The 10,599-nt window shown below is 37.5% G+C and carries 13 protein-coding genes, 1 tRNA gene and 1 rRNA gene; 9 read left to right on the top strand and 6 right to left on the bottom strand.

Going from position 1 to position 10,599, the window contains the following annotated elements; all coding sequences use genetic code 11:
- Nucleotides 1-123: 123 nt before the first annotated feature.
- From rrf to N0B29_RS08760, 4 genes are all read left to right on the top strand, one after another.
- A 5S ribosomal RNA gene (rrf, locus tag N0B29_RS08775) occupies nucleotides 124-239 on the top strand.
- Between the two features lie 58 nt (nucleotides 240-297).
- Nucleotides 298-1,188 (top strand): DMT family transporter, encoded by an 891-nt coding sequence (locus N0B29_RS08770; protein WP_263833325.1) that lies wholly within the window; start codon nucleotides 298-300, stop codon nucleotides 1,186-1,188.
- Nucleotides 1,185-1,559: a thioredoxin fold domain-containing protein gene (locus N0B29_RS08765; RefSeq protein WP_263833324.1), complete on the top strand. Its 375-nt coding sequence runs from the start codon at nucleotides 1,185-1,187 to the stop codon at nucleotides 1,557-1,559. The genes N0B29_RS08770 and N0B29_RS08765 overlap by 4 nt, the downstream gene beginning before the upstream one ends.
- Nucleotides 1,560-1,958, top strand: a complete 399-nt coding sequence (locus tag N0B29_RS08760) for a thioredoxin fold domain-containing protein (RefSeq protein WP_263833323.1) — start codon at nucleotides 1,560-1,562, stop codon at nucleotides 1,956-1,958.
- Here the strand turns inward: N0B29_RS08760 and N0B29_RS08755 are convergent.
- Nucleotides 1,945-2,823 carry a nucleoside recognition protein gene (locus N0B29_RS08755; RefSeq protein ID WP_263833322.1) on the bottom strand — a complete coding sequence of 293 codons (879 nt, stop codon included), beginning with the start codon at nucleotides 2,821-2,823 and terminating at the stop codon, nucleotides 1,945-1,947. The two genes, N0B29_RS08760 and N0B29_RS08755, sit on opposite strands and share 14 nt — an antisense overlap.
- 67 nt (nucleotides 2,824-2,890) lie before the next feature.
- Here N0B29_RS08755 and N0B29_RS08750 point away from each other — a divergent pair.
- Nucleotides 2,891-2,967 (top strand) — tRNA-Arg (locus N0B29_RS08750).
- Nucleotides 2,968-2,973: 6 nt separating this feature from the next.
- Here N0B29_RS08750 and N0B29_RS08745 read toward each other — a convergent pair.
- Genes N0B29_RS08745 through N0B29_RS08735 form a run of 3 tightly spaced genes read right to left on the bottom strand, consistent with a single transcriptional unit; the run spans nucleotide 2,974 to nucleotide 5,620 of the window.
- Nucleotides 2,974-3,432 carry a GNAT family N-acetyltransferase gene (locus N0B29_RS08745; RefSeq protein ID WP_263833321.1) on the bottom strand — a complete coding sequence of 153 codons (459 nt, stop codon included), beginning with the start codon at nucleotides 3,430-3,432 and terminating at the stop codon, nucleotides 2,974-2,976.
- Nucleotides 3,426-4,463 carry a UDP-N-acetylglucosamine--N-acetylmuramyl-(pentapeptide) pyrophosphoryl-undecaprenol N-acetylglucosamine transferase gene (locus tag N0B29_RS08740; RefSeq protein WP_263833320.1) on the bottom strand — a complete coding sequence of 346 codons (1,038 nt, stop codon included), beginning with the start codon at nucleotides 4,461-4,463 and terminating at the stop codon, nucleotides 3,426-3,428. Before N0B29_RS08740 ends, N0B29_RS08745 begins: the two co-directional genes overlap by 7 nt.
- Nucleotides 4,460-5,620: an FtsW/RodA/SpoVE family cell cycle protein gene (locus tag N0B29_RS08735; protein ID WP_263833319.1), complete on the bottom strand. Its 1,161-nt coding sequence runs from the start codon at nucleotides 5,618-5,620 to the stop codon at nucleotides 4,460-4,462. Before N0B29_RS08735 ends, N0B29_RS08740 begins: the two co-directional genes overlap by 4 nt.
- A gap of 122 nt (nucleotides 5,621-5,742) precedes the next feature.
- Between N0B29_RS08735 and flgB the strand changes: the two genes are divergently transcribed.
- The 4 genes from flgB to N0B29_RS08715 are packed head-to-tail and all read left to right on the top strand — an operon-like array spanning nucleotide 5,743 to nucleotide 8,783.
- Nucleotides 5,743-6,180, top strand: a complete 438-nt coding sequence (gene flgB / locus N0B29_RS08730) for a flagellar basal body rod protein FlgB (protein ID WP_263833318.1) — start codon at nucleotides 5,743-5,745, stop codon at nucleotides 6,178-6,180.
- A 9-nt stretch (nucleotides 6,181-6,189) separates the two neighbouring features.
- Nucleotides 6,190-6,684: a flagellar basal body rod protein FlgC gene (gene flgC, locus N0B29_RS08725; RefSeq protein ID WP_263833317.1), complete on the top strand. Its 495-nt coding sequence runs from the start codon at nucleotides 6,190-6,192 to the stop codon at nucleotides 6,682-6,684.
- A 5-nt stretch (nucleotides 6,685-6,689) separates the two neighbouring features.
- The gene (fliE, locus tag N0B29_RS08720) at nucleotides 6,690-6,986 is read left to right on the top strand and encodes a flagellar hook-basal body complex protein FliE (RefSeq protein WP_263833316.1); all 297 of its coding nucleotides are present in this window, start codon (nucleotides 6,690-6,692) and stop codon (nucleotides 6,984-6,986) included.
- Nucleotides 6,987-6,998: 12 nt separating this feature from the next.
- Nucleotides 6,999-8,783 (top strand): peptidoglycan D,D-transpeptidase FtsI family protein, encoded by a 1,785-nt coding sequence (locus N0B29_RS08715; protein ID WP_263833315.1) that lies wholly within the window; start codon nucleotides 6,999-7,001, stop codon nucleotides 8,781-8,783.
- Here the strand turns inward: N0B29_RS08715 and hemH are convergent.
- Together hemH and N0B29_RS08705 are read right to left on the bottom strand one after the other, a co-directional pair.
- Nucleotides 8,746-9,699, bottom strand: a complete 954-nt coding sequence (gene hemH, locus N0B29_RS08710; protein WP_263833314.1) for a ferrochelatase — start codon at nucleotides 9,697-9,699, stop codon at nucleotides 8,746-8,748. The two genes, N0B29_RS08715 and hemH, sit on opposite strands and share 38 nt — an antisense overlap.
- Entirely contained in the window at nucleotides 9,700-10,599 is a 900-nt protein-coding gene (locus N0B29_RS08705) for a Gfo/Idh/MocA family protein (protein WP_263833313.1), read from the bottom strand.

Below are 10,599 nucleotides of genomic sequence, written 5' to 3'. Positions count from 1 at the left end.
TAATGCTATTTCACTTCCTTATTAAGTGTAAAGCGCTTTGTTGACTAGACAATACTAAAATCACCAAAAGAATGGTGAATTAAGCCTATTTCGCTATAATGCGACATAGATTTAATTCACGATTCTGGTGGCTATAGAGAAGAGGAAACGCCCTGTCCCATTTCGAACCAGGAAGCTAAGCTCTTCATCGCCGATAATACTTTCCCTTACTGGGATGGAAACGTAGGTCGCTGCCAGTTCCGTGATTTTTACTCCCTTTATTCTTTCTTATTTCGTCTTATTTAAAGGCGGTCTCCCTTGATAAAAAATCAAAAAAAAGCTTATATTTATGCATTATCTTCTGTACTTCTTTGGTCAACAGTTGCAAGTGCTTTTAAATTATCATTACGCTATTTCGATGCGTTACAGCTTTTATTCTATGCCTCATTCTTTTCATTAGGTGTATTTTTTGTTGTTATGTGCTATCAAAAAAAATTTTGCACTCTTTTAACGTATTCAAAAAAGACTTATGCACAACTAGCCTTATTGGGGTTAATAAATCCATTTATCTATTACTTGATACTTTTCCGTGCTTATGAGCTTTTACCAGCACAGGAGGCACAACCTATCAATTATACGTGGGCCTTAACATTAACCTACCTCTCTGTTTTTATTTTGAAACAGAAATTAAGTATTTATGATTTTTTGGCAGGACTTATATGCTATTTTGGCGTTTTAGTTATCTCTACGCACGGTGATCTTTGGAATTTTTCTTTTTCAAATCTTACAGGTGTTTTTTTAGCACTTTTTTCAACGCTCTTATGGTCATTGTTTTGGATTTATAATACAAAATTACATGTAGATCCTTTGATTGGTCTTTTTATCAATTTTCTCTGTGGTGTACCTGCCATTTTTATTTATGTACTTGTAACTGCACATCCTCTGACGTTTAACTTCTATGGCTTTTTAGGGTCATTCTATGTGGGAGTATTTGAGATGGGCATTACCTTTGTTTTGTGGTTGCAAGCGATGAAGCTAAGTACAAATACTGCAAAAATTGCTAATCTCATTTTTATATCTCCTTTTTTATCTTTGCTGTTTATTTCCTTATTTGTTGGAGAGACGATTCTTTTTTCAACTTTTATTGGTTTAATTTTTATTATAATCGGACTTCTTGTGCAACAAAAAGGTAAAAAGGTAACGAAATGATCAAGATTTTGTGTGGATTTTTAATAATGAGTCTAAGTCTTGTTGCGTCAAATTTAACTGAAGCAATGGATAAAGCTCAAACGCAAAAGAAGCTGATATTGGTGGAACTCGTGATGGAATCTTGTTCTTACTGTGAAAAAATGGAAAAGTTTGTTCTCTCTAAAGAAGAGGTCAAAAACAGACTGGATCGTCACTATGTGTTTCTTAAATTAGACATTAATAAAGATGAAATACCTGAGCTTTTAACATCTCGCATGACACCAACGTTTTATTTTGTAAGCAGTGATGCGTCCCAAGTACTTTATGAAGTACAAGGGGCAGCTTCAAAAAGTGAATTTGTAACTCTTTTAGAAAGATTTGAGAAAAAATAGATGAGAAGATGGTTTAAAATCTTTATGCTATCAGCATTGTGTATCTGTTCTTTAAAAGCGGATTTTTTGGATATAGAGCGTCAAAAGGCACTCCATGAAAAAAAATTGATTCTTCTAACGGTTACAAAAGAGTCTTGTCCTTATTGCATTAAGATGCAAAAAGAGGTTTTTGATGACCCAAAATATGCGCAGCAAATCGCTAAAAAGTATTTACACGTAAGTATACAACGAGATGATCCAGCCTTACCACAAGCATTACATGTAAAGTATTTTCCGACCAATTTGATTTTATCACCCGATAATCTCAAAATCATCGATGAATTTGCTGGCTATATGGAGCCCGTTGGTTTTATAGAGCTATTGGATGAAGTGTATGCACAAGAATTTAAGTCGTTTTAGAGTATTTAACGACGAGATAAGAAACCAGTGTTGCGAAACTAAAGCGTAAGCCCATAATGATCCAAGGATTGGCATCAAAGATGATAAAAAGTAACGTGTCTTCTATGATGGCATGGCATATCATCAAATACGTACCAATAAAAAGAATCTCCCTTTTTTTCAATATCCCTTTTTCATACTCAGAGATCAATATACCCGCTCCATACGTAATCCCTAAAATGACGCCAACCAAAATGGAAAAACCGCTATTAACTTTTTGAGAATGTTTTTCAATGATGGGGAGTGATTTAATAAAATCAAGAAAAAAGATAAGCGTTGTAACCAATGTAATAATTTTCAATGACAATGAAAAAGATTCGTATAAAGAATTTTGAAGTAATTCAAAAAGAGAAGTAAAGATTGGATGCTCAGGCGCTAGAGCAGTACTGATGGTTGCGTGGTTGAACCATTCATCTGGAAGCCTTGAAGTTAACCATCCAACTAAAAGCCCTACAATTAAGCGTAAACAAATGGAATAAAGTCTTGAAATACCCAATCGTTTCATAATTTCAGTTTCAACCAATAATGCGTGCGCAATGCCTAAAAAGACTGCTAAGATTGTCCACTCTTTGCCTCCAAGTCCCAATGGCGCAGCAAAGGCGATAGCGGCATAAAGATTGAGGAAAAGTCCGCTTACGATGGAAAGAGCTGCTTCTTGAGGCAATCCTAAAAGTGAAACAACAGGTTTGAAAATGAAAGTAATGTGTGAAAGTAGGTCGTAATAGAATAAAATATCTGCCAAAATGTAGATAGGAACAATAAGCTTTAGAATCGTCCAAGAGCTTCGCACGGATGTTCTAAGTGATTTTTGTATGCTAAATGACATTTTGGCTCTTTTTTTAATACTTAATTTATATTAGCTAAGATATAATACCGACCTCAAACAAATATGTGCGCTCGTAGCTCAGCTGGATAGAGCATCGGTTTGCGGTACCGGAGGTCAGGGATTCGAATTCCTTCGGGCGCACCACTTCGTTTAAAACGTCTCTTCAAAAACCCTGTATTTTGTTTTCTGTAATCCCAACTCTTCATACGCTTTTTGTGTCGCTTTATCATCTTTATGCACGTAAAGTCTAATGCCACATACATCATAATGTTCTTTCGCTAAATCTTTTGCTTTATCTAAAAGTGCATCATGAATCTCTTTTTCATGTTCGTGGTCTGTCACAAAAATACTTTGAATACAATAATAGGCACCATTACTCCAATCACTCCACTCTCGCGTAATCATCGCGAGTCCAATAATGACATTTTCAACAGTTGCAATAATATAAAATCCATTATGGAATTTAGCGAAGACTTGGTGAACGCCTTCAGTAGTAAGTGCGAGCGGAACATTTTTATTGACGGTCTCTTTGGCAAAGAGCACATTGAAAGTTGCAATCTCTTTAGCATCATCGCGAGTTGCAATACGAACAACAAGATTTTCTAACATGGTTTCTCCTTCTTTGGGTTTTGTAATAGTGTATCAACAATTTCTTTAGCTCCACCTGCATGGATTGTTTGTGCCAATCTTTCAGAGACATGCAAGAGATCAATCTGTTTAATTTGCTCTAACAATGAGCTCGCGTCAATTTCATTGCTTTGTTCCAAAATAAGCGCCAAGTTTTGATCTGCCAGCATTTTGGCATTAAAATACTGATGATTCGCGGCGGCATGCGGAAAGGGAATAAACAAAGCAGGAACCGATGCGGCGCAAAGCTCCCAGAGTGTACTAGCTCCCGAACGGCTAATAGCAAAATCAGCAGATGCAAGTTTGTTTGGAATTTCTTTGGAAAAGTCAAAGACATCCGCAGGTATACCTTCTGCTTCATAAAATGTTTTCATCGCTTCAAACTCTTTCTTGCCTGTTTGATGAATAATAGCAATGCCTTCACGATGCAGTAATGGTGCTAGCTTTTGCGCAAGGGCATTGATAAAAGAGGCTCCTTGACTGCCACCTAAAAAGATGATGGTTTTTAAGTGCGTACGCACTCGTCTGATCTTGAAAAAAGCTTCACTAACAGGGTAGCTTGTTTCAATGGCATTTTTATCATACGAGCTAAAAAAGGCTTTACTAAAAGGACGAAGAAGGGAATTGAGCTTACCTTGAATGGCATTTTGTTCGTGAATATAAAGAGGGATTCCATAAAGCAAAGCTCCAAAAGAAGCAGGAGCAGCTGAGTAACCACCTACGGAAAAAACATATTTGATCTGATGTTTTTTAAAAAGAGTTTTACATGTAAAGGCTGAACGAATGATAGAAAAGAGTGTCACAAGTTTATGAAGTCCTTTTTTATTGACCACGCCTTGACTCTCAAGAAAGTAAGTTTTTTCAAATCCTGTATCGTGTTCGAACCATGATTTATCTTGTCCTGCCGTTGAGCCAATGTAAATAGGTTTCATTCCACGGTTATTGAGCTCTTCTTTAATCGCACGCGCAATAACAAGATGTCCGCCAGTACCTCCACCTGTAATAGCTATCATAATTTCGCCTTTTTACTGATCATCAACACCATGCCAATACCTACAGCAAGGGCTAAAATAGAACTACCTCCATAACTAATAAAAGGAACAGAGATACCTTTAATAGGCGTAATGGAAGTGATACCATAAGCATTCATCAAAAAAGAAAAAACAATTAAAAGTCCAATGCCAAGTGAGAAAAGATAATAAACTTTATTGGTACTTCGACTCGCGATTTTAAAAATACGGTAAATAATGGTCATAATAACTAAGGTTAAAAATGTAACGCCAAGTGCGCCTACCTCTTCAGCAATGCCTGCAAGCGCAAAGTCGGTATGAACTTCACTAAGATAGCCTAGCTTGAACATGCCGTTTCCAATGCCTTCACCAAAAATTCCGCCATGTTTAATCGCATTAAGAGAGTGCGAAATCTGATAAGGCTCTGGGGCATCATCGACTCTTAAAACAGCCGCAATTTTTTCAGGGAAAAGGGAAAGAACCATATTTTGAATTGTTGCCCACCATGTTTTAATACGTAAAATTCGGTGAGATGAACTAAAGATAGCGACTAAAAAGACAAAAATAGAGCCCAAAATTGCAAGCATAAAGAGTTGCAAACTTGTTCCTGCAAAAAATGCCATCACCGCAAGGGTAAGGGCTAAGACGATAACTTGTCCAAGGTCATTTTGCATGACGGCAATTAAGTAGATAACCAAAACGAAAACAGCCAGATACGGCAAAATAAGTTTCATCTCTTCTTTGAGGGTTTTTTTATTGTTGTTCAGCTTTCGCGCAAAACTCCATGCTAGAAAGTAAACAAAGCCAATTTTAAAAAACTCTACCGGAGCGAGTGAAAAACCCGGTAGTCTGATCCATCGTTTCGCACCACCCGCAGAGGTGACAAGCGATTCTGGCAGATAGTGCATAACACCCATTAAAAGAAGACAACTCAGAAAGATTGTAAAACCAATATGCATGAGAAATTTATCAGGATCAACTTGTGAAAGTGCCCACATAATGGTTATACTGATCATTCCTACTGCAAATTGTCGGACAAAGAAATGATATTCTGAATAGTCAAAGAAAAGTGTTGTAAACACTGGCAAAGACAATGAAAAAACGATGCCGACAAAGATGGCAAAGGTGCTAAGTGAAAAAAGTATTTTATCTGTTTCCATGGTTTCTTATTGTATAGTTAGAATTTATATCATTTTACACTAAAATAGATTAAACCTTATAATCGCGCTATTTGGAATAAAATTTGCTTATATAAAGTAACTTATACACGGAAGGAAAAAAGATGGGTTTTGAGATCAGTAAATCAAACAAATTGATGGTTGAAGGCTTAAATGCTAGAGCAATGCGTCAAGATCTCGTTTCCAGCAACATTGCAAACATCGACACCCCTTTTTATAAGTCAAGAGACATCGATTTTGAGAGTACTTTGATTCAAAAATCTAAAGAGATTTACGGTGAGCATGGTAATACATCTTCTAAACTTGAGATGGCGCAAACCAATGCTTCTCATCTTACAGGTGCAACAGGGTTTGATAACTCTAAAGCAACCGTTTATCTTCGTGATGGTCAAATGGCTCGAAATGATGGCAATACCGTTGATCTAGACGTAGAGAGCTCAGAGCTTGGCAAAAACGCCATGATGTTTAATGCTCTAAGTTCGGCATTGCAAAAAGATAGTCTTATTTTTAAAAGCGTTATTGAATATTCAGCGAAGTTGTAAGGAAAAAAAATGGCATATTTAAGTAGTTTTGATATTAGCAGTTATGGACTCTCTGCTCAACGCTATCGTATGGAAGTCATTAGCTCCAATATTGCGAATGCTAATACAACCCGTACCAGTGAAGGTGGTCCTTATCAGCGTAAAGATGTTGTTTTCAAAGCAATAGATTTTAATAAAACACTTAACGAAAAAATTGCCAGTCAAAATAATCTGCTTGAGTATGAAAACCCGCTAGATGACCCATTCTTGCAAGAAAATGCCAATCCTGCTATAATGAGTGTCAAAGTGGATAAAGTGGTACGTGATGAGAGTGAATTTAAGTACAAATATGACCCAACTCATCCTGATGCAAATGAAGAGGGATACGTGGCATACCCCAATGTCAACCCTGTCATTGAGATGTCTAACCTTGTTGAGGCGACACGTGCCTATCAAGCAAACGTTTCAGCATTTCAAAGTGCAAAATCCATCGCACAAAGTGCAATAGATATTTTAAAAGGATAAGGTAAATGCCAAGTACAATCGATACCATTTCATCATTAACCAATAAGTCCAATTCAACTGTTGCTAAAACTGATACTACTAATGGAAGTTTTTCAAAAATTTTACAAGAATCTCTTGATGAGGTCAATGACAGCCAAGTCAAAGGTGATAAAGCGATGGCTGATATTGCCACAGGTGAAGTGAAAGACTTGCATCAAGCGGCTATTGCCATTAACAAAGCAGAAACCAATATGAAAATGATGTTAGAGATCCGCAATAAAGCGCTCAGTGCTTACAAAGAGATTGCTAGGACACAGATCTAATTTTTCGCCTACATGGAACAATCTGACGCCAAAAAAATTAAAATCCTTTTCCTCTTTGTTGTTGTTCTTATTGGATTTATTATCTTCCTTGGAACGCTTTTTTACTGGGCGACCATTGATAGAAGATTGCCCAAATTAGAACACAGTGAAGTCAATTATGCGCTTCGTGGAAACATCATTAGTGCTGATGGTTTCAAAATTGCTACGAGCCAAAAACTCTATAAAGCAATTATTGATACACGCAATATTGATCCTAAAAAATTTGATCTTTTTGTAAAGCTTTACTCTTTGTACAGTGGGGATGACCCTAAAGCTGTCGCTGCAACACTCAATGCCAATGTTGGCACGACAGTTCTTTCGTATCGCATTGACTCAAAAAGTGCAAAATACCTCCAAGAACTCTCCCGAAAACTTTATAAATTGGGTGTTTTTAAAAGTTATGAAGACCCAAAAACGGGCGTTGCTTTCTTGCACGGTTTAAGTGTCCTTGAAAGTGGTGAGTACAGACTTTACCCGTCTTCAGACTCCGTTACACCGATTGTTGGGTATGTTAAAAAGATTGAGCAAAAAAACATTACCAAATCAACAGGCGTTAAAGGTATTGAGCGATTTTATGAAGACCGCCTCTCTTCGGTTCAAGATTCGTTGGTTGTTGGTGCGCGTGATATTTCGAATGCGATTATTTTAGATGGCAATAGTGTCTCATCACGAAGATTTGATGGCTATGATGTTCATTTGAGTATTTCATTAAAGATGCAAAAAATTATTGAAAGCCTGCTGGATAAACAACAAAAAAATCTTGATGCAAAAGAGATTATTGTAGCGGTCATTAACAGTGAAACAGGCGAATTTGTGACACTGGCTTCAAGCAATCGTTTTAATCCTGATAGTATTGAGAAAAAGGATTATTCGGCACTCAATATCTCAGCGATTGAGTATATTTACGAACCAGGTTCTGTTATGAAGCCGATCACTTTTGCGCTACTTTTTAAAGCCAATAAACTTAATCCGTATGATATTGTCAATGTTTACGGAGGAAGCTATAAAATTGGAACGAAAGTCATTAAGGATGAGCATAAAGCGGATAAATTGAGTGTTGAAGATGTTGTTGCCTATTCGAGTAACGTCGGTACAGCACAAGTGGCGCAGAAGCTTGATGCGGTTGAGTTTTATCAAGGACTTAAAGACTTTGGCTTTTCGGTACGAACGGGAGTAGATTTACCTTTTGAAAATCCTGGCATTATTCCTGCTCTTAATAGATTTAATTCACCTATTTATAAAGCAACAGTGGGTTATGGCTATGGTATGAATGCAACATTTATGCAGATACTAAAGGCCTATAATGTTTTTAACAATAACGGTCGCATATTAACACCCCATTTGGTTAAGAAAATGGTTTCTCCTACGGGGCAGGAATATTTTCCAGAAAAAATAGCTGATCCTCAGATTATTCCAGTTGCTGTGGCTAAACGTATGCAGAAGATTTTAATCAAAGTTGTTCAACAAGGTACGGGTACAGGTACTAAAATGGAAGGCTTAGAGATTGGTGGAAAGACTGGAACGGCTCACATCGCAGAAGATGGCGAATACGTAAGAGTGTATAACAGCTCATTTTTTGGCTTTGTAAATGATAAGAAAAACAAATATACTATCGGTGTTTTGGTACGTGAAGCCAAGAAACGCCAAGCTTACTTTGCAGCGCAAAGTGCGGTTCCTGTCTTTAAAGGAATTATTGAAAAATTAGTCGATAACGGTTATCTTACGCCTTCATCTGAGATTCAACCAAGTTACCAATAGCGGCTACAAAAGCCTCATCATCATTTGGGCATTTTACCACTAAATAACGTTCAAATCCAAGTTTTTCCGCTACTTCTGCATACTCCATGCTTAGTTCAAACTCTGTTTCAGAATTATCAATCGTAAATGAGATCGGTACAATGAGCGCATTTTTAGTGTTTAATGAGGAGAGCTTGTCTTCCAAAGAAGGCTCTAACCATTTAACCGGTCCTAACTTGGACTGATAGGCTATGTGAATCGTTTTAAAATGAAGGTTTGACTCTTCTAAAAGTTTTTCAATGAGCTTTACATGTAAAGTGATTTCGCTCTCATACGGATCACCATTAGCGATGATTTTTTGAGGCAGTGAGTGTGCTGAAAAGATAAGCTCCATCTGTGAAGGATCATTCTCCCCTAATGCTTCTTTGATCTTTTTGACCAACAGTTGGTTGTAGTTTTGATCTTCGTAAAAACGATCAATTACACTTATTTTCCCCGTATATCCCAACGCTTTTGCAACATCCTTGAAATCTTCAACGGAAGACTTGGTTGTTGTGGTGGAGTAATGTGGATACAGTGGCAATAAAATAACTTCTTCAATCCCTTTCTCTTGAAGCTCACGAATAACACCTTCACAAAAAGGTGGGGTATAGCGCATTGCAAAACTTACATGTAAAGAAGGATGTGCGTGTTGGAGTTTTTCAACCAACTTTTTAGTATAACCAACCAGAGGCGATTTGCCTCCAAGTTTGGCGTAATTGGCTTGTGCTTTTTTCGTGCGCGATGTGGTAATCATAAAGGCAATCAAACGCCTTAAAAGTGAACTGTTAACGGTGATGATATTTTTGTCGTTGAACATATTTGACAAAAAGAGCTTGACTTCGTCTAGGTTGTTAGGACCTCCCATATTGAGAAGTACAAGCGCTTTTTGTGCCATTTATGCCTTTCGAGAAGAGATGTCGAGGGTAATCATACTGTCTTCAATGGTGCTTAAACCATGACGATCACCCGTTTCAATGTACTGAGCAAACGCTTTGTGTTCGCGAACCAAAGGCTCTTCTTTTTTAAGCATGATCTTGCGGATGACATAAGAGTTGTTTTTTTGGTATTCTGAGTATTCCGTCAAATCTTGTGCCATCAAGTCAGCCTCATAGTAACCCTCTTTGGTTGCGACTTCGATGGTACGTTTACGAAACGGTGTTAGCCAGTTGGTCGTAATGCTTGCAACGATCTCGCCACTAAGTTGAAACGATAAAATAGCGTTGTCTTCATGGTGATTATGAATTTTTTGTGATTTGTAGATAGAGACTTTTTCGATCTCGTGTTCTGTGATGTAGCGAATAAGATCAATATCATGCACAGAGAGGTCAGTTAAGATACCGACATCTGCGATACGTGGAGGAAACGGTCCTACGCGCGTAATGCCAATACTGTAGATCTCTTTACCTTCAAGCTCGTTTTTAAGTGCCTCAACCACAGGGTTAAAACGCTCAATGTAACCAACGCACACTTTTGCTTTGGCTTTGGCTGCTGCTTCTAAAATCTCTTTGGCTTCGTCACAATTGGAAGCTACGGGTTTTTCGATAAACAGATCTTTGCCTTTGGCAAGGCATTTGAGTGCAACACTTTTATGCAAAAAGGTTGGAACAACAATGACAACAGCTTGAATATCCGCTTTTTCTAACATTTCATCAATGTCTGTGTAAAAAGGCTCATCGTATTCTCTGGTTTGCTGAATGTCGCACAATGCTGTAAGTTCGAATTCTGGCAAACTTTTTAAAACTCTGTAGTGGTTTTGACCCATAGATCCAAGACCGATTAATGCTACTTTTACCAT

This window comes from Sulfurospirillum oryzae, from assembly GCF_025770725.1.
Classification (GTDB): Bacteria; Campylobacterota; Campylobacteria; order Campylobacterales; family Sulfurospirillaceae; genus Sulfurospirillum; species Sulfurospirillum oryzae.
The sequence above is the reverse complement of the archived record's forward strand: the minus strand, read 5'-3'. Positions and strand labels throughout refer to the sequence as shown.

Excerpts from the sequence above, each read along its gene's own strand:
- N0B29_RS08745 (WP_263833321.1), bottom strand. The coding sequence starts at position 3,432 with ATGTTAGAAAATCTTGTTGTTCGTATTGCAACTCGCGATGATGCTAAA.
- N0B29_RS08760 (WP_263833323.1), top strand. The coding sequence starts at position 1,560 with ATGAGAAGATGGTTTAAAATCTTTATGCTATCAGCATTGTGTATCTGT.
- N0B29_RS08755 (WP_263833322.1), bottom strand. The coding sequence starts at position 2,823 with ATGTCATTTAGCATACAAAAATCACTTAGAACATCCGTGCGAAGCTCT.
- N0B29_RS08735 (WP_263833319.1), bottom strand. The coding sequence starts at position 5,620 with ATGGAAACAGATAAAATACTTTTTTCACTTAGCACCTTTGCCATCTTT.
- flgB (WP_263833318.1), top strand. The coding sequence starts at position 5,743 with ATGGGTTTTGAGATCAGTAAATCAAACAAATTGATGGTTGAAGGCTTA.
- N0B29_RS08740 (WP_263833320.1), bottom strand. The coding sequence starts at position 4,463 with ATGATAGCTATTACAGGTGGAGGTACTGGCGGACATCTTGTTATTGCG.
- N0B29_RS08765 (WP_263833324.1), top strand. The coding sequence starts at position 1,185 with ATGATCAAGATTTTGTGTGGATTTTTAATAATGAGTCTAAGTCTTGTT.
- N0B29_RS08715 (WP_263833315.1), top strand. The coding sequence starts at position 6,999 with ATGGAACAATCTGACGCCAAAAAAATTAAAATCCTTTTCCTCTTTGTT.
- N0B29_RS08705 (WP_263833313.1), bottom strand. The coding sequence starts at position 10,599 with ATGGTAAAAGTAGCATTAATCGGTCTTGGATCTATGGGTCAAAACCAC.
- hemH (WP_263833314.1), bottom strand. The coding sequence starts at position 9,699 with ATGGCACAAAAAGCGCTTGTACTTCTCAATATGGGAGGTCCTAACAAC.
- flgC (WP_263833317.1), top strand. The coding sequence starts at position 6,190 with ATGGCATATTTAAGTAGTTTTGATATTAGCAGTTATGGACTCTCTGCT.
- fliE (WP_263833316.1), top strand. The coding sequence starts at position 6,690 with ATGCCAAGTACAATCGATACCATTTCATCATTAACCAATAAGTCCAAT.